This is a genomic window from Calothrix sp. PCC 7507 (assembly GCF_000316575.1).
Lineage (GTDB): Bacteria > Cyanobacteriota > Cyanobacteriia > Cyanobacteriales > Nostocaceae > Fortiea.
In genome coordinates this window covers 3,776,961-3,795,446 of the sequence record NC_019682.1, presented here as the reverse complement: position 1 = coordinate 3,795,446, position 18,486 = coordinate 3,776,961, and the positions used below count along the sequence as shown (strand labels likewise).

17 protein-coding genes are annotated in these 18,486 nt (G+C 43.5%); 11 read left to right on the top strand and 6 right to left on the bottom strand.

Translation table 11 applies throughout. The features are described from left to right. Window positions 1–291: 291 nt before the first annotated feature. Window positions 292–1,035: a 2-phosphosulfolactate phosphatase family protein gene (locus tag CAL7507_RS16020; protein ID WP_015129524.1), complete on the top strand. Its 744-nt coding sequence runs from the start codon at window positions 292–294 to the stop codon at window positions 1,033–1,035. Between the two features lie 208 nt (window positions 1,036–1,243). Here CAL7507_RS16020 and CAL7507_RS16015 read toward each other — a convergent pair whose 3' ends face one another. Beyond that, window positions 1,244–1,633 carry a hypothetical protein gene (locus tag CAL7507_RS16015; RefSeq protein WP_369750943.1) on the bottom strand — a complete coding sequence of 130 codons (390 nt, stop codon included), beginning with the start codon at window positions 1,631–1,633 and terminating at the stop codon, window positions 1,244–1,246. On the opposite strand from CAL7507_RS16015, the gene CAL7507_RS33695 reads away from it, so the two are divergent. Next, window positions 1,572–1,736: a hypothetical protein gene (locus CAL7507_RS33695; RefSeq protein WP_144051222.1), complete on the top strand. Its 165-nt coding sequence runs from the start codon at window positions 1,572–1,574 to the stop codon at window positions 1,734–1,736. The two genes, CAL7507_RS16015 and CAL7507_RS33695, sit on opposite strands and share 62 nt — an antisense overlap. Window positions 1,737–2,197: 461 nt before the next feature. Here the strand turns inward: CAL7507_RS33695 and CAL7507_RS16010 are convergent, their stop codons facing one another. Further along, on the bottom strand, window positions 2,198–2,425 hold the full coding sequence (locus CAL7507_RS16010) for a hypothetical protein (protein ID WP_015129522.1): 228 nt from the start codon (window positions 2,423–2,425) through the stop codon (window positions 2,198–2,200). An 80-nt stretch (window positions 2,426–2,505) separates the two neighbouring features. Continuing rightward, window positions 2,506–3,714 carry a DUF4336 domain-containing protein gene (locus tag CAL7507_RS16005; protein WP_015129521.1) on the bottom strand — a complete coding sequence of 403 codons (1,209 nt, stop codon included), beginning with the start codon at window positions 3,712–3,714 and terminating at the stop codon, window positions 2,506–2,508. 365 nt (window positions 3,715–4,079) lie between these two features. Here CAL7507_RS16005 and CAL7507_RS16000 point away from each other — a divergent pair, with 365 nt between their 5' ends. The 9 genes from CAL7507_RS16000 to CAL7507_RS32390 all read left to right on the top strand — a co-directional run bounded on the left by CAL7507_RS16000 (window position 4,080) and on the right by CAL7507_RS32390 (window position 13,132). Then, window positions 4,080–5,798: an RluA family pseudouridine synthase gene (locus tag CAL7507_RS16000; protein WP_015129520.1), complete on the top strand. Its 1,719-nt coding sequence runs from the start codon at window positions 4,080–4,082 to the stop codon at window positions 5,796–5,798. A 614-nt stretch (window positions 5,799–6,412) separates the two neighbouring features. Then, window positions 6,413–7,042 carry a TenA family protein gene (locus CAL7507_RS15990; RefSeq protein WP_015129519.1) on the top strand — a complete coding sequence of 210 codons (630 nt, stop codon included), beginning with the start codon at window positions 6,413–6,415 and terminating at the stop codon, window positions 7,040–7,042. Between the two features lie 255 nt (window positions 7,043–7,297). Next, on the top strand, window positions 7,298–8,026 hold the full coding sequence (locus CAL7507_RS15985) for an ABC transporter ATP-binding protein (protein WP_015129518.1): 729 nt from the start codon (window positions 7,298–7,300) through the stop codon (window positions 8,024–8,026). A 170-nt stretch (window positions 8,027–8,196) separates the two neighbouring features. Next, window positions 8,197–8,922, top strand: a complete 726-nt coding sequence (locus tag CAL7507_RS15980; RefSeq protein WP_042341362.1) for a carbonic anhydrase — start codon at window positions 8,197–8,199, stop codon at window positions 8,920–8,922. 474 nt (window positions 8,923–9,396) lie between these two features. Further along, entirely contained in the window at window positions 9,397–10,137 is a 741-nt protein-coding gene (locus CAL7507_RS15975; protein WP_015129516.1) for a carbonic anhydrase, read from the top strand. 311 nt (window positions 10,138–10,448) lie between these two features. Beyond that, window positions 10,449–10,808 carry a four helix bundle protein gene (locus CAL7507_RS15970; protein ID WP_042342211.1) on the top strand — a complete coding sequence of 120 codons (360 nt, stop codon included), beginning with the start codon at window positions 10,449–10,451 and terminating at the stop codon, window positions 10,806–10,808. A gap of 13 nt (window positions 10,809–10,821) precedes the next feature. Further along, the gene (locus CAL7507_RS15965) at window positions 10,822–11,259 is read left to right on the top strand and encodes a Mov34/MPN/PAD-1 family protein (protein WP_015129514.1); all 438 of its coding nucleotides are present in this window, start codon (window positions 10,822–10,824) and stop codon (window positions 11,257–11,259) included. 65 nt (window positions 11,260–11,324) lie between these two features. Further along, entirely contained in the window at window positions 11,325–12,497 is a 1,173-nt protein-coding gene (gene moeB, locus CAL7507_RS15960) for a molybdopterin-synthase adenylyltransferase MoeB (RefSeq protein ID WP_015129513.1), read from the top strand. A 482-nt stretch (window positions 12,498–12,979) separates the two neighbouring features. Beyond that, window positions 12,980–13,132, top strand: a complete 153-nt coding sequence (locus CAL7507_RS32390; protein WP_015129512.1) for a hypothetical protein — start codon at window positions 12,980–12,982, stop codon at window positions 13,130–13,132. Between the two features lie 161 nt (window positions 13,133–13,293). Here the strand turns inward: CAL7507_RS32390 and CAL7507_RS15955 are convergent, their stop codons facing one another. The 3 genes from CAL7507_RS15955 to CAL7507_RS15945 form a co-directional block, all read right to left on the bottom strand. Then, window positions 13,294–14,937, bottom strand: coding sequence for an acetolactate synthase large subunit (locus CAL7507_RS15955; protein WP_015129511.1), 1,644 nt, complete (start codon window positions 14,935–14,937; stop codon window positions 13,294–13,296). A gap of 138 nt (window positions 14,938–15,075) precedes the next feature. Continuing rightward, window positions 15,076–16,443, bottom strand: coding sequence for an NAD-dependent succinate-semialdehyde dehydrogenase (locus CAL7507_RS15950; RefSeq protein ID WP_015129510.1), 1,368 nt, complete (start codon window positions 16,441–16,443; stop codon window positions 15,076–15,078). Window positions 16,444–16,660: 217 nt separating this feature from the next. Next, window positions 16,661–18,280 (bottom strand): adenylate/guanylate cyclase domain-containing protein, encoded by a 1,620-nt coding sequence (locus CAL7507_RS15945; protein ID WP_015129509.1) that lies wholly within the window; start codon window positions 18,278–18,280, stop codon window positions 16,661–16,663. Window positions 18,281–18,486 lie beyond the last annotated feature (206 nt).

The following is an 18,486-nucleotide window of genomic DNA, read 5'->3' as shown; positions in this document are numbered from 1 at the left end:
AGATTTTGGATAAGCAGATTAGACGCGAAAATTCCCATCTCTATTTGGCAAAATCCAGTTTGAGAAGTTCTGTTCTTTTTTTAGATTACCGTTAATAAGGGCTAGAGAAGTTTGAAGTTTAGAGGAGCAGGGGGATGAGGGAGACAAGGGAGATAAATAATAACCAATGCCCCATTCATAGAGTAACCTCATCCTTAGTCCCTGTAGTTTCTTACTGGATTTCTCATCTATTAGATGACATCAGGTGGTTAAAATGTAACTCGGCAGTATTAGATCAGGCGTATCTAAGACGTGAAGCTATTTGTTTATCACACACCGGAATTAACTCCCATAGATCAAGTCCCAGATTGTGCGATCGCAGTCGATGTACTGCGGGCTACTAGCACAATGGCTACAGTCTTGGCAGCTGGAGGCGAAGCTGTACAAGTCTTCAGCGATTTAGATCAACTCTTAGAAGTTAGCGAAAAATGGCCCCCGGAACATCGGCTGCGAGCCGGAGAACGCGGAGGTGGGAAAGTAGCTGGCTTTGAATTAGGTAACTCTCCTCTTGACTGCACACCAGAACTTGTGCATGGGCGGCGCTTGTTTATTAGTACCACCAATGGTACCCGGGCCTTAAAACGGGTACAGGACGCACCAATCGTCCTCACAGCAGCCTTAATTAATCGGGCTGCAGTAGTGCAATTTCTCCTAGAAAAGCAACCAGAGACTGTATGGATTGTGGGTTCAGGTTGGGAGGGGAGTTTTTCTCTAGAGGATACAGTTTGTGCAGGTGCGATCGCCCACAGCATTTTACAGCAAACTCAGTTATCACCAGAGGAATTAGCCGGCAATGATGAAGTAATTAGTGCGATCGCACTTTATTCTCAGTGGCAAAATAACTTGTTGGGGCTTTTACACCAAGCTAGCCACGGACAACGTTTATTACGTCTGGAATGCTATGAAGATTTAAAGTATTGTTCTCAAACTGATATTTTAGATGTTTTGCCCATACAGCACGAACCAGGAGTGTTAAAAAGTCAGCCTAAAGTATGAAGTATGTAGACGCGGAGCGGTTTGCCGCAGGCTAGTATGAAGTATAAAAAACTCCACCCACTCTTGGGTTGGAGTTTCCCGCCGACTTCCAATGAAGTATGAAATTACCCAGCGTCTACATACTTTACACTTCAAACTCATTTAAGCCAGAAAAACCAAGAAAAGCGATCGCCATTTTTCTGCGATCGCTTTCTTTTTCCTACGTGCTTTAATCAGCTTTAAGTTGAGGAAATGTCAATGTCCAATTCTGTTGATCACTCAGTTGAAAGTACAAACCTCGGAGAATTAGTCTGATAGCAGTGCGAGTTCTGATGTAGTCCCTGACTAAATAAGTTCCCGGTTCAGCAAAAATATCATCATAGTTTTGGCTATAGCCAAATGGCTTAGAACATTCATTACCAACCTCTTTGACTGACAACACAAAAAATGGCGTTTGCTTGTATTCATCGGGAACCGTAAAAATTCCATATACATGATGATTACCACGCCACGGCTGCACAACAACCTTAGTCGCTTGTACTGAGAATTTTTTAGTTTTGGATGCTAGAAAAGCTTCCGAATTACACTGTGAATCATTTATAGGCCAACAGAGTGTAATAATACTTAGAGAAAGCAGTAGTAGTAAAACATATGTGAATGGGCGACGCATAAAAACAGCAAGAGTGTTGAAGCGGCTGAGGCAATTTGATGAATCATGGTAGTGCAGCAACAACAGTGAAAAATCCACCTAAAACAAGTTTTATCGGGCAAAGAAGAGAAACAGCCCAGTTCTCGTAGAGACTTGTTACAGTATTTAGGTTAGTTGAGAAGCGATCGCATTTTTGTGGTTAGCAACACCAATTGTTGTCAGCTTCATAAACGTAAAAGTGCTGTATCCAATATAGCTATAGGACTCCTATTTGATTTTTGAACTATACGTAGGGTGGGCAGTGCCCAACGCCACTCCTCTCAACGCGGGAAACCCGCGCACAAGGGTGGCTCCCCTACAGATACTTAGATTTGTTCAATAATCAAATCGGATTGCTATATCAAGTAATTCAACAGCAATATATAGCATTTCTCAACAAGCGTGAGATACATCGGTAAGGGCATGGCAGTGCCATGCCCCTACACAGCGTGATATATTTTTGTACTTCATTTGAATGGGAAGCGCTATAAACGCTCACGCCACTTTTGATATTTCTTTAATTTTTAAAGTATATTTAGCTCTAGTTTTTACAATATTTAATTGGTCAATTTGTGCCAATAAACGGTCTAGAGCAGCTTTTTCTTCGTCAGAAATTATATTGTCAGCATTTCTAGCTAGTAAATCATTTAATTCTAACTGAGCTTTTGGTGACAACATACTTTCCGCTAAAGCTAGTAATTCATCTACACTTAAGCCAGTCAAAATTTCACCATCTTCTACCGATGGAGATGCTCCCGTTATTTTCTTTCAATTCCTAATTCCCGATTCCCAGTCCCCAGTGCCTACACCTTCTCTTTTGCCGGCGGGACAATTCCACTCTTATTTAAACCTGTATCGATTTTTTTGAGTAATTGAAAGTCTGCTTCGGGTAAACCCGCACTCACAGCAGGTTGCTTTTCTAAAAAAGAGAATGCTTGTCTAAACTGTTGTGGCTCTGCTTTAATGGGTGAGTCAAAATGACAAGGAATTATCCACTGAAAATCCCAACTTGCAACTTTTGTAGCCCAATCGAGGGTTTCTTTGGGTGCGCGGTTAAGAATGAGTGTCTGTAGAATCGGCGCGACGAACAAGCGTCCATCACCTCGCAGTGCATCAAATGACCTTTGCCAATTGGGTTGCCATTGGAAGGGGAATAATCCAAAATAGGCTTTAAACGATCGCTCTGATGCTTTCAGGGCATCACGGAATAATTGACCCAAGTTGATGATGTTGAGTTCGCTGGGTTGGAAGTATAAAGCAAACAGCGAAATCCGCTGCCATCCCTGACGGCGGTTGGCCTGATTGTCTGTCACAATATCTGAGACACGATCCTTGGCGTGGAATAGTAAGGGGTATGGATCTAATTGGACGATCGCCGGCGGATCTGCTGGTACTGAAAGCACCGTGTCTGTCACCAATAATGTATGCGATCGCCTATGCAAAAATACCACTTCGGCAAAGCTACCTGGCCCCAAGTCAATAGGGCCCAGCATTGCGTAATCAAACTCATCAGCAAAGGGTGCTTTGCTGCTATCTTCTGGAAGTATTTGGGTACGTTTGGGGGGTAAGCCGAGCCAACTCAATGGCAGATTTAAAGGGAAACTCCATTGATTGGGTGCGACAAATATCTGTGCATTGGGAAAGCATCTAGCAAAAGGGCCAACAAAAACTTTGTGTTCCAGTCCAGAGATAGTAGGCAAGACGATGTATTTAACATTGCCATGTTCTGTCACCAACTCATTAACTAGGCGGATACATTCTGGAGTCGGTGCAACTGGTGCATAAATCAGGAGTCCACCGCTTTCTAACTTGACAACTGTCATGCGAATCGGCACAACAACATACAAGATGCCTTGCAACTGATCAAAAGTCCAGACTGTGTCCTTAATTACTTCCTGGCGAATTGTCCGCCGCTTACTGTATGGGTAAATTGGTAAAGTGAACCAGAAAGGCCAGGAAAAATCCCTCTGATTGATATATTCTGTATTTTCTGCACGCTGATCATGAGCCACTCCGCGACCCTCCACCCAATTTTATGCCAATAACCTAGTGTCTCACGACCCATGAATCTATGGACAGACGATGATTAGTCACCGAAGAGGCGGAGGGGCAGGGAGCAGGGAGCAGGGGGAGCAATAGAAAGTCCCGTTCGCGCAGCGTCTCGCAGAGAAGCCGTGGAGCGGAGCGGAACATGGGTATGAAGCCCCGCCCTTCGTCGTCGTCTTACTGGGGCGGAGTACAATCGGGCGCTCAGTTTTCCCCCTTGCTCCCATTCGGCTACGCTCACGGCAAGCCTGCCCCCTGCTCCCCTGCTTCTTTTGACGGCTGATCTTAGCTTGTAAGTAATCGCCATAATTCCCACAACAACGACTGCAAAATGGTAGTTCTCCATCTGCTTTCAGACTTCATCAACTGTAATAACTCCCCTATCAACGACTCACCCCCCAGTTATGACTACGAAGGGCGCTGTCCCCAAACTGGTGAACTGCTAAGACTACCCCGCACTCATTTAGCCGAAGCGATCGCCTCTGGTTTAATGCTACAACTGGCTAAAAATGACCTTTATAACTGTGAAGGCAAGATGTATGGGGTACTACTTGTTGAATTACCAACAGGCGAGCAAAGGGTTCTCAAAGCTTTCTCCGGGCTGCTAAATGGTCAAAGTCTAGTTGAGGGTTGGGTGCCGTCAATTCCGGGAAGAGACGAGGTTGCATCAGCAGAAGCCTACACTTTGGCTGAATTAGAGGCGATGAAGCAGGAACTGATGACACTAAAAGAATTGCCAGAACGACAGCAATATGCAACATTATCTCGTGAATTTGAGCAGCAGTTGCAGGCAATGAGCGATCGCCATCGAGATTGCAAACATCAACGACAGCAACAACGTCAACAAATTTGTGAAACACTCTCTCCAGAAGCACTCACAATCGCCCTGGAAGAACTCGACGCTGTTAGCCGTCAGCAGGGAATTGAACGACGACAATTTAAACGTCAACGGGATTTAATATTACAGCCACTGCAACAATTGATTGCAGCGGCAGATGCACGGATGCTGGAACTCAAACAAAGGCGGAAAGCACTATCCCGTCAACTCCAAGCACAAATGCACGCTGCTTACTCCCTGATGAATTTTTTGGGACAATCTTTATCATTGCAGCAATTGATACCAGGAGGTTCCATACCCACTGGTACAGGAGATTGTTGTGCTATAAAGCTACTGCACTATGCAGCCACACATCATCTAAAACCGCTGGCGATCGCAGAATTTTGGTGGGGTACATCATCAGCAAATCAAGATAAGATCCAAGGGGAATTTTATGGAGCTTGTGCAGAACGCTGTCAGCCATTGATGGGATTTTTACTTTCAGGTTTGAACAGAGAATTGGGGACTGCACTTCGACTTCGCTCAGTGCCCAGGGATTGGGGATTGGGGATTGCGAAGGGAGGAGATAAGTATCTGAGGGGAGAGATTCCCATTCTGTATGAAGATGAATGGCTGATTGCTGTCAACAAACCCCCAGGGTTACTTTCAGTACCTGGACGTTATTGCGATCGCCAAGATAGTGTTTTAAGTCGTTTACGTTGTATGTTACCTGATGGTGCAAATTTGACAACCGTCCATCGCCTGGATCAGGAAACATCTGGTATTTTATTACTGGCACGCGATCGCCAAACCCATCGTCAACTTAGTCAGCAATTTCAGCAGCGGTTAGTTAACAAAATTTACGAAGCTATACTTGTCGGTGATGTCAAAGGCGATCGCGGTACAATCGAATTGCCATTATGGGGAGATCCGCAAAATCGCCCTTATCAACAAGTCGATTGGCAACGTGGTAAACCTAGCTTAACTCGCTTTCGAGTGATAGCGAGGGCAGAAAATCACACCCGTGTAGAGTTTATTCCATTCACCGGACGTACCCATCAGCTAAGGGTTCACGCTGCCGATGCTCAAGGATTAGGTGTCACCATTTTAGGCGATCGCCTTTATGGATGTCGTGCCATTACTAGTCGGTTACATCTGCACGCCAGAGAACTTACCTTTCAACATCCCCAATCTGGAAACACCCTGCATCTCCAAGCACAAACACCTTTTTAAATCAGTTATCAGTTAACAGTTATCAGTTAAGTTGGAGCCGAAAAGCTTAACCTGCGTAGGTTAGGTTCGTGATTGAATCAGCTGTTAGAGACTTACAGTAAACGCCAAGACAAATCTTGCAATCAAGCAATGTGATAAAGATTCCGTAAGACAAACGAGCGTTGCATAAATGCGGGATGAATTGAGACTTTTGGACAAAGCAGAATATTGATTCTTTGCGTCTTTGCGCCTTTGCGTGAGACAAAAATCATCCCACTAATCAGCAACGCCGACAAACGTTTTATCAACATACAATATTGATAATAAAAGTTATAACGTTAAGCCTTAATATCACAACATTACTTATCAAACTTACAACATTAAGGCTTAAGATGACGACATTAAGGCTTAAGATGACGACATTAAGGCTTAAGATGATGACATTAAGGCTTAAGATGATGACATTAAGGCTTAGGATGACGACATTAAGGCTTAAGATGATGACATTAAGGCTTAAGATGATGACATTAAGGCTTAAGATGACGATATTAAGGCTTAAGATGACGACGCTTGGGTTTAATCTTGCTCCAATGATAAAATTTCAATCGTCCAGTCGGGTAAAATTATCAATATAGATGCTGCAGACAATAGCACAAATATTAAGGGATGAGCATCAATCATGGGCGATCGCCGCGTTGAACCATCCTTTTGTCCAGGGCATTGGCGACGGTACCTTAGCGCAGCACAAATTTGCCTACTACGTGGGGCAAGATGCCTTTTTCTTGGAAGCATTTGCCAGAGCTTATAGTGTGGCAGCAGCGAAAGCACCAGACTGGGAAGCGTTTGTAATTTTTCACGACTTAGCGGATGGAGTTCTACAAGAATTGCGTTTACATCAGGGCTATGCAGCCCAGTGGAATGTCAATCTTCAAAATGTAAAACCTGATGTTGCCACCCGACGATATACCGATTTTCTCATGGCGATCGCATGGGGTAAAGAAATTGGCATAACCGCAGCAGCGATGTTGCCCTGTATGAAGCTTTATGCTTTTTTGGGGCAAGAACTAGCAAAAAAAGGTATCCCAGATCATGTGTATTCCGATTGGATTCGCACTTATACTAGTGGAGAGTTTGAAGCACTGGTAGAGCAGTTGGAAAAATTAGTCAATCAATATGCAGTATTAAATCAGGAAATCCAATCAACTTATGCCTATGCGATGCAATGTGAGGTAGATTTTTTTCAAGGCGCATGGGCGATTGGGTAGTAATAAAGATGTGAAGTAGAATTTTTTGGTGATGGTTTCCTCTCATGCCTACCTGCCAGATTTTTGCGTCTTCCCAAACGATGCTTCATGTTTCTTTTTGACTTTATACCAATTCTGTATGAAGATACACATAATAATACCCCCCTGTAGTCCCCCCTTGGCAAGGGGGGACGGCGATAGCCGGGGGGTGAATTATATGCAGCTTCACAAAAAAACGGTATTAGAATGTACAGACGCGCATCAGCTTATTGACAAATGACTATTGAATATTTATTAGAAGTTAAAAATGTCCATGCCGGATATATCAAAGATGTAGATATATTGCAAGGTGTAAATTTTCGGGTGGAACCAGGGGAATTAGTCACAGTGATTGGCCCCAACGGCGCTGGTAAATCAACTTTAGCAAAAACCATTTTTGGACTATTAACCCCTCATACAGGTACTATTTCCTTCAAAAATGAGAATATCGCTGGGCTAAAGTCAAATCAAATCGTCCAGCGGGGAATGTGCTATGTACCACAAATTGCTAATGTTTTTCCTTCCCTCAGTGTCGAAGAAAACTTAGAAATGGGTGCTTTTGTCCGTAACGTTCCCCTTGAACCACTCAAAGCTAAAATTTTTACCATGTTCCCTAGATTAAGCGATCGCCGTCGGCAACGCGCTGGCACACTTTCCGGAGGGGAACGCCAGATGTTAGCTATGGGCAAAGCTTTGATGTTGGAACCTAGTTTACTACTTTTAGATGAACCTTCCGCTGCTTTATCTCCCAATCTAGTAACACAAGTGTTTGACCAAATCAAGCAAATTAACCAGGGAGGTACAGCGATCGTTTTAGTCGAACAAAATGCCCGCAAAGCCTTAGAAATGGCTGATCGTGGCTACGTCTTAGAATCTGGACGCGATGCTATCTCAGGCCCAGGTCAAGAATTATTGCATGATCCTAAAGTAGGTGAACTGTATCTAGGCGCAGGGAAGAAACAGTGAACAGTTATCAGTTATCAGTTATCAGTTATCAGTGAAATGACCTTTGACTCTTGACTCTTGACCGTTGACAAATAATTAAATAACTCTTAAACCGTGTCAGCAGGTACTCTTGCACCTTGCTTAAGTCTGATATTGTCCTGGCAACAACGCAACTGTTGTCAGGTAGATTCATGAGTCGAATTAATGGATTTGTTGGGCGGCGGCATTTCTTAAAATTGGCTGGTTTAGTGACTATTGCAGCCACAGCAGAATTGAGTTATGGCTTGCTCTCAAATAGAAAGCAAGCAGTAATTGCTGATGTTCATTCAGCCAACCCAAATCCAATCAGTGCAGATGAAGCTATCAAACGCTTGCTTGATGGTAATCAAAGATTTATCCAGCAAAATCGTCAATATCCTGACCAATCATTAGCACGATTACAATTAGTTGCCAAAGCCCAGTATCCTTTTGCTGCTATATTAGGTTGTGCAGATTCTAGAATACCTACAGAATTAATTTTCGATCAAGGGATTGGGAATTTATTTGTGGTGCGAGTAGCTGGAAATGTTGCCAGTGATATGGCGATCGCTAGCCTAGAATATGCTACATCAGTCTTAGGTTCGCCGTTGATTGTCGTTTTGGGTCATAGAAGATGCGGCGCAGTGTCAGCAGCGATTAAAAACGAAATCCTGCCTGGTAAACTGGGTTTGATTACAGAGAGTATTAAACCAGCGATCGCCAGAGTTAAGTTAACGACTGGTGATATCAACGAGAATGCAGTCATAGCCAACATTAAATATCAGCTGGAAAAATTACGTCAAAGCTCAATATTAGAGCCACTACTCAGTGCAGGTAAAATAAAAATTGTCGGCGCTATTTACGATATCGATACTGGTAAAGTTTCTCTGAGCTATTAAAGCAAAGACACATCGTAGGGGCATTTTGCAGAGTAGATCCTCGACTTCTACCCTGCGGGAAGCCACCCTACGGGTGTCTAGAAGAAGTCGGGGATCTCGCCGTCTATCGTCAAGGTGTTTGCAAGTCTACTACTTCTCTTAATATACAAGGGTGCGTTACCGGTGAGAGTACGGCACCAAATCCCTAATAATGGTGCATTACGCTGTCGCTAACGCACCCTACCAATACTTCGTATATCAAACCATAGACTCAACTCGTGGCAAACCATATTTTTATAATATGGTAATTAACTTCAATATAGATCACTAATTTTGGTATATTCCAGTAAATAAACAAGCTTTTTTCATACTCAGTTGTAGTCATAAATTAACTTTGCGATATTTTCATAAGTGCATCTGTGTGCCTATTGGAAATTACTACAGTTAATAAAGGCAACTTAGTAATAATTTGGCGTAAAAAATTGAGGTGAATTGATGACTCGAATTAATGGATTTGCTGGGCGGCGCAATTTTTTAAAGTTATTAGGTGTAGGTAGCGTGGGGATTGGAGCTACTGCAGCAGGCGGGATACTTTGGAGAGAAGATTTAGCTATTGCTCAACAACCATCTAATTCTAATGTTGTGCAAAAACCACAACCAGTCAATCCAGAAGCAGCTTTAAAAAGTTTGATTGAAGGAAACAAAAGGTTTGTTGATGGGAAGCGTCTTAATCCCAACCAATCAAAGTTGCGTTTACAAGAAACAGCTATAGCTCAATATCCTTTTGCTGCTATACTAGGTTGTGCTGATTCTAGAGTACCTGCGGAAATTGTTTTTGATCAGGGACTTGGGGATTTATTTGTGGTGCGAGTAGCGGGGAATGTTGCTGCACCAGAGGCAATAGGTAGCTTAGAATTTGCCACGGCTGTATTAGGCGCTCAATTGATTTTTGTTGTAGGTCATGCAAGATGCGGTGCAGTATCAGCCGCCGTCAAAGGTGAGCCACTCCCTGGAAGAATTGGTGTATTTGTTGAAGAAATTAAGCCAGCTGTCGAAATCGCGAGAAATAAAACTGGGAATTTAGAAGAAAATTCGATTATTGCTAATGTGCAATATCAAGCACAAAAGTTAGAAGAAAGCTCAACGATTTTAAGAAACTTAATCAAGGAAAGCAAGCTGAAAATTGTTGGTGGTCGTTACGACTTAGCTACCGGGAAAGTTACTTTAGTTACCTGATCCTGTTGCTTATTCCCTTTCCTATGACTTAACAGTAAACAGTAAACAGTTATCAGTTAAATACGAAGGGTCTAAGTCCCCCACCAACTGGTGGAAGGCCTTGGTGGTGAGTCACTGCGGTATTGGGGTCTCCCCAAGTGAAGCAAGTGACGAACCCGTTAGGGCGGTTTTAAACCTACGCCTGATAACTGATAACTGATAACTGATAACTGTTGAGTGGTTTTCCTGAGATAGCCAATTGGCAATTAGTGGCATAGTATGTAGGGTGAGCAATGCTCACCCTATCAATTTTCAGGGATATCAATAGTAAAATGACAGACTTTAGAGAAATCAAAGAGTGGGAAAAAGCCCATCAACTCACAGTTGACGTTTATGAGGTGACTAAATATTTTCCAGAAGAGGAATTACAAGGGTTAACGCAACAAATTCGTTTGGCTTGTGCCGCTATCCCCATTAAAATTGCTCAAGGATGCGATCGCGAAAATCGCAGTGAAAAAGTGAGTTTTCTGCAATTGGCCAAGGACTCAGCAACTGAGGTAGAGTATTATCTCTTGCTTGCTTACGAGTTAGAGATGCTGGAAGCGGTTGATTACGATCGCCTTGTTAGTGGTGTTGTAGAAGTGAAAGAATTGCTGGAGTGTTTGATTGAAAAGTTGAGTCGGAATTTTTGAGTAGGAATCCCCCATGACTCTCCGACTCAGCCAAGAACACTTGCAAACCATCCGCACCCACGCCGAAACTACATACCCTGAAGAATGCTGTGGCTTAATTTTAGGTCATTTGGCTAGTCAGGGCAAAACCGCAGTCGAAGTCATAGCCACAGAAAACGCTTGGAGTGCAGAAGACTCGTTGTCTAGTAAAAAGCGGCGATATGCGATCGCACCCCAAGTCATGTTACAAACACAAAAGGCAGCACGCGACAGATCCTTAAATATTGTCGGTATTTACCACTCCCATCCCGATTATTCTGCCGCACCCTCAGAATTCGACTGCAAGTATGCTTGGCCAGAATACTCGTATATAATAGTTTCCGTTCAAAACGGTAAATCTGATATCCTTCAAAGCTGGATTCTTGATGAACAGCATCAATTTCAACCAGAACCAATTGAAAACATAATTTAACAACTTATCAAGACGGATATCATTTTTCGTTAGTATAAATACTCCCCGCTCCCAATTAAACTGCTATGCTCAATCCCAATCTGGATGAAATTCAGTTAACTAAAGACGATTACGAACGCTATTCTCGCCACCTGATTTTGCCAGAAGTTGGACTAGAAGGGCAAAAGCGTCTTAAGGCTGCTAGCGTATTGTGTATCGGTACAGGTGGACTCGGTTCGCCACTACTGTTATATTTAGCAGCCGCAGGTATCGGACGCATCGGCATTGTTGACTTCGATGTTGTCGATACTTCCAACCTGCAACGCCAAGTAATTCACGGTACATCCTGGGTAAATAAACCCAAGATTGAATCAGCAAAAAACCGCATTCATGAGATTAACCCCTATTGTCAGGTTGATTTGTACGAAACTCGTCTGAGTGCAGAAAATGCCCTAGATATTCTCCAGCCTTACGACATCATCGTGGATGGTACCGATAACTTCCCCACTAGATATCTCGTCAATGATGCTTGTGTATTGTTGAATAAGCCTAACGTCTACGGTTCCATTTTCCGCTTTGAAGGGCAAGCTACCGTATTTAACTATGAAGATGGCCCCAATTATCGTGATTTATACCCTGAACCACCACCACCAGGGTTAGTTCCCTCTTGTGCAGAAGGTGGGGTATTAGGAATATTACCTGGGATTATTGGTGTGATCCAGGCTACGGAAACAGTCAAAATTATTATTGGCAAGGGTAACACCCTCAGCGGGCGATTACTGCTGTATAACGCCTTAGACATGAAATTCCGGGAGTTGAAACTGCGTCCTAACCCGATTCGCCCAGTCATTGAAAAACTGATAGACTACGAACAATTCTGCGGTATCCCCCAAGCCAAAGCAGAGGAGGCGAAACAGCAAATGGAAATTCAAGAAATGACGGTGTTGGAGTTGAAAGAATTGCTAGATAGCGATGCGGATGATTTCGTGCTGCTAGATGTCCGCAACCCCAATGAGTATGATATTGCCAAGATTCCTGGTTCCGTGTTGGTGCCTTTACCTGATATCGAAAATGGGAATGGCGTTGCTAAAGTGAAAGAAATACTCAACGGACACCGCTTAATAGCTCATTGTAAGATGGGCGGACGTTCTGCCAAAGCCCTCGGCATCCTCAAAGAAGCAGGGATTGTGGGGACGAATGTTAAAGGCGGAATCACTGCTTGGAGTCGAGAAGTAGATTCTTCCGTTCCAGAGTATTAAATCAGTGAACAGTTATCAGTTATCAGTTATCAGTTACTTGTACTGATAACTGATACTGGCATTTCTTTTTTATTAGGATTTACGCACTGTACAAATTAAGCTATGGAGGTCACAGCACTGCTGTGCTACTACGAAATATGTTGTTTTAGAAAGCATACATATTTAACGTGAGTTCGACAGATTCCAAATAACCCCTCTCCAAACCTCTCCCCGAAGCGGGGAGAGGCTTAAAAACCCTAATTTTTTGTGCCCAACTCAGGATATTGAAGCCCCTCTCCGTCTCGGAGAGGGGTTGGGGAGAGGTTCATCGAACTCGCGTATATTTAATATTTCCTGTCAATGTGTAAGTCCTAATTATATTTTCAGGGAGCGATCGCACTAAATAGAATCGCGTCAATAATTAAATTTTACAGAGTAAACCAACGCCGAATTAACTCTACCTGAAAGCGATCGCCCTCACCAACTTCCTCAATTAACTCCCTATGCTACTGTTTTCTGGCAACGTCTCAGCCGGAACTATCACAGCCGCAGGTGGTGGAATTTATGGTAGTGTGACAGCTTCATGGCTAAAACTGGCAAAAGATAGCAATGACAGACTAGATGAGGCTGCACGAGCATTAGAAACCAAGTTCTGAGTCAGGATGCTACATATAAAAGAGTCATTCATGAGTATCAGAACTTCGTTAATGAAGATAAAAGCATAATCAGCTCCCCGACTTCTTATAGACACCCGTAGGGTGGCTTCCCGCAGGGTAGAAGTCGGGTATCTGGTTGTTCATGAATGATTTAGAACTGCTTACACACCACAATTCAAATCGCCGGCTTTTTGTGTAAAGCGACGATTTTCCCGATAGTCTACAGGACAATCAATCACTGCAGGTACATCTTGAGCTAAGGCTTCTTTAAGTACGGGAATTAAATCAGTAGCAGATTCAACTCGATAACCTTTTAAACCCATGCTTTCAGCTAATTTGACAAAATCAGGATTACCAAAGCGGACAAAAGATGAGTGTCCTGGACCAAAATGATTTTCTTGCTTCCACTCAATTAATCCATAGCCACCATCATTAAAAATTAAGGTGACAAAGGGAGTACCAACGCGCAAAGCTGTTTCTAATTCTTGGCAATTCATCATAAAGCCACCGTCGCCAGTTGCAGCCACAACTTTGCGGTTAGGGTGAACGAGTTTTGCCGCCAAAGCACCAGGAATGGCAATACCCATAGCTGCAAAGCCATTAGAAATCAAGCAAGTATTGGGGCTATGACAATGATAATGACGGGCAATCCACATTTTATGTGCGCCGACATCAGAGATGACAATATCATCTGGCCCCATCACTTGCCGTAAGTCATAAATTAACTTTTGTGGCTTAATGGGAAAACCATCATCATGGGCATGTTCTTCGTAATCAGCGCGAATATTTCCCCGTAAGCTAATAGCATAGGGATTGGATTTACCTTGTCTATCTGCTAACCTTAAGATTTCATTGAGAGAATCAGAAATATCCCCGACTACTTCAATGCTGGGAATATAACTACTATCAGTCTCAGCGGAATTGGCGGCAATATGAATAATGGGAATCTTGCCATCAGAATTCCATTTTTTGGGAGAAAACTCGATTAAATCATAGCCAATAGCAATTACTAAATCAGTGTTGTCAAAACCACAAGTGATGAAATCACGTTGCTGCAAACCTACTGACCACAAGGCTAGGTGATGAGTGTAGGGGATAACTCCTTTGCCCATAAAAGTATTGGCAACTGGAATATTCATCTGGGTAGCAAACTGTGTGACAGCATCACTAGCTTGGGCACGGATAGCGCCATTTCCTACTAAAATTAATGGGTTAACTGCCTGAGAAATTGCTGCTGCGGCTGCCCGAATACTAGCAAAAGCTGCATAGGTTTTTTGGATATTATCCTTACGTAATGCTTTGCCTTCTACTGGCATAGCGGCAATATTTTCTGGCACATCGATGTGAACTGCACCGGGTTTTTCGGTTTGTGCTACCTTAAATGCTTTCCGCACGACTTCTGGTGTAATACTTGGGCGGACAATTTGTTTATTCCACTTAGTTACGGGAGCAAACATGGCCACCAAGTCTAAATATTGATGGGATTCGATGTGCATTCTATCGGTTCCCACTTGCCCAGTAATTGCTACTAAAGGCGCACCATCGAGGTTAGCATCTGCTACTCCAGTCATGAGATTTGTTGCCCCAGGGCCAAGAGTCGAAAGACAAACTCCTGCTTTTCCTGTCAAACGTCCGTAGACATCTGCCATGAATGCTGCACCCTGTTCATGACGGGTAGTAATAAATTGGATGGAAGAATTTTTTAGTGCTTCTAAAACGTGTAGGTTTTCTTCGCCAGGGAGTCCAAAAACATATTGCACCCCTTCATTCTCTAAACACTGTACTAACAGTTCTGCCGTATTCATTTGATTTCCTCGATATTGTCCTTTGTCCTTTGTTATTGGTGAGCCACTGCGTTGGACGGGTTCCCCGGCTTAAAGCAAGTGGCGTCATTCGTTATTTATCCAATGACCAATGACCAATGACCAATGACTAATGACTAACTACTTAACCCACACAGTTTTAACATTGACAAACTCATGTATACCCTGGATACTTAATTCCCTGCCGTATCCGGAACGTTTAATCCCACCAAAGGGTAAGCGGGGGTCAGATTTAACTAAGCCGTTGATAAATACGGCACCTGCTTCGATTTCCGTAATTAAGCGATCGCGTTCTTGATCGTTGGTTGTCCAGGCACTAGCACCTAAGCCAAAGGGTGTAGCATTAGCTAGTTTAATGGCTGCGTCGATATCCGGAACCCGAAATAACAAGGCCACTGGGCCAAAGAATTCTTCTTGGGCGATGGGACTATCTTGGGGGATATCTGTGATGATCGTTGGTGGATAAAAGTTACCGGGACGATCGCCCAAAGGTTGTCCACCTGTGAGGACTTTGCCGCCACTAGCCACAGCAGCTTGCACTTGTTGGTGCAAATCCTGGAGAATATCAGGGGTTGCTAATGGGCCTAAGTCGGTGTCTGGTTGCATAGGATCGCCAACTTTCAACGCCAGGAATTTATCTAACAACAGTTTTTCAAATTTATCAGCGATCGCTTCTGCCACAATAAAGCGTTTTGCTGCTATACAAGATTGCCCGTTATTCAACATTCGTGCTGTAGTAGCTGCGACAACTGCTGCCTCTATATCAGCACTCTCTAACACAATAAACGGATCACTTCCTCCTAATTCTAAAACGGTTTTTTTCAGTTGTTTTCCTGAGGCGGCGGCTAGAGATGCCCCAGCAGGTTCGCTTCCTGTCAAGGTGGCGGCTTTAACTCGGTCATCAGCCATTAAATCGGCAACTTTAGCAGCACCGATTAACAGAGTTTGAAACACGCCTTGGGGAAAACCAGCGCGTTGCAAAATGTCTTCAATTGCCAAAGCACACTGTGGCACATTTGAAGCATGTTTGAGTAAGCCAACATTTCCCGCCATGAGTGTGGGTGCGGCAAAGCGGAACACTTGCCAAAAGGGGAAATTCCACGGCATCACAGCCAGAATTGCACCTAATGGTTGGTAGCGGACAAAACTATTGCTGCCATCGGTTTTTACGGACACATCAGCTAGAAACCCAGCGGCGTGTTCAGCGTAGTAGCGACAAACCAGGGCGCATTTTTCTGTTTCGGCGATCGCCGCGCTGATTGGCTTGCCCATTTCCAAAGTCATCAACTTGGCAAATTCTGCTTTCTCTTGTTCTAAAATGTCCGCAGCTGCTTTTAACCAGTGCGATCGCTCCACGAAACTAGTCTGGCGGTAATGCTCAAAGGCCAGCCCTGCCAAATCCAGTTTAGCGGCAATTTCCACATCGTTCAGTGGCTCAAAAGTTTTGAGCGTTTCCCCAGTTGCGGGATTAATGGTGGCGATAGCCATTACCTGACCTCCCGTTCATAAATAGCTTGAGGTAGCTTCCTAGTGTTACACAGATCAATTTCGCAAGCCACCACCCAAATTCTAGTCTTTTAGCTAGGAGTTGGCTGCTTAAGATTAAAATTTCGCAACAAATAAAGAATTAAAATATACTAATAACCTAAGTATTTATATTTAGAAAACTCTTGTTTTCTCAACCCAATTCCCCATGCCCCATTCCCTATTCATGCATTATCGTCTGATAAACCTTCACTAATCGGTTAATACCTTTGAATCGATAATCCCCCATTTCTTGAAAGTCCGAGGGTTGTGAAAGCATTTTATAAGTAACTTCACTAATTACACATTCACCAGGGGGACAAACTGCTTCCATGCGCGCCGCCAGATTAATCGTAGCGCCTAAAGCCGTATAGTCTACCCGTTGGGAACTACCCACATCGCCGACGACAGCCTTACCGCTATTAATTGCAATCCGTAATTGCAGGGGTTCTCGCCAAAAACCATTGGTGTTGAGTTTTTCCAATCGAGTCAGCATACCTTTAGCTGCAGATGTGGCGCGATTGGCATGATCTGCTTGGGGTTCGGGTGCGCCAAAAAATGCCATAATACAATCGCCGATATATTTATCTAAAGTGCCACCATAACCGAACACTTCTTGTAGCATTTCTTCAAATAAGTTATTTAATAATTGAGCGATCGCAGTTGGTTTTAACCGTTCGGAAATTGCCGTAAACCCAACTAAATCGGCAAACAAAATGCTAATTTCGCTCTCCGCCGGTAATAAACGACCATCTGGCAAACCACCTACAGCAATCAACTGCTGCACTACAGCCGGAGAATGATAGCGTTCTAATCTGTGGCGAATCACCTCTTCAGTTTTCAGTTTCTCTACCAAGAGCCAACGTTGCACACTAGAAGCGACAAGGTTTGCTAAAGCCGAAAAAAAGCTGAGTTCTTCCTCACCTTCACTTGCCCAATGGTAAGAAGAAAGGCAAGCATCTGCATAAAGAACACCAACAACTTTATTTTCGTCCCATAAGGGCACTGCCATCGCGCTGCGAATTCCCTTCACCAAAATGCTGTGTTCTCCTGAAAACCGCTCATCTTTGTGGGTGTCAGCCGTTTGGATAACGACTTTTTCATCAAATACCTTTTGACAAATACTACGGCTAATCCAACTGCCATCAGCTGCCAAATCTTTTTGTTGAGAAATATTTCTAGTAGCAGCATTCATTAATTCTAAGTTACCGCCTCCATTGACATCAATCAATAATGCCAGGCGGTCAATACTATCAAGGTAACGAAAAACCACTTGTTGCACCTGAGAGAAAATCTCTTCTATAGAGGTTGCTGCACAAAGATTTTTGGCTATATCGACTAAGTCCTTGAGTCTAGCAATGGTTTTGTCTTTGTTGCTGCTTTCGCCATCCTCGCTATCAGCTTCTATCCATCGCTGTTGCAATTGTTTGACATTATGCAAAATCGTCCTTTGTTCACCAGTTTCTGCCGTTGATGTAGGCTTAGGTGTCAACTGTGTACCAAAAGTTGTGAGCAGCACTACCAGATTCACATTACCCAACCAAATAATGTCACCGTGGCGCAACTCCTGGGGATAGGTAACAAGACATTCATTGACTTGTGTCCCGTTTTTACTACCTAAATCCTCAATAGTCCAAACATTATCAGCTTTTTTTACTAGCCGAGCATGGTTACGGGAAACTCCACCAAAAGGTAAGTATAAGTTACATTCCGGCAACCGACCAATTGTAAATACATTTTGATCCACTGAAACCACGGTTTCAGTATCTCCCTCTTGTAGGCGTAGTTTGAGTTCAGTCATGAGTGTGAAAGATCAGTCCTCGAATCTGGGTTGTGGGAATCTCTGAGATCAGGGCGACGCTAAAGGTGAACCCTTTACCTTTTCTTTATGGCATTCTTCACGATGTTACGACAACTCTGATGTAGTAAAAGGTACTGGGATTGGGAATTGGGGATTGGGGACTGGGGACTGGGGACTAGTTGAATTAGTATTGTAGTTTCGTATAA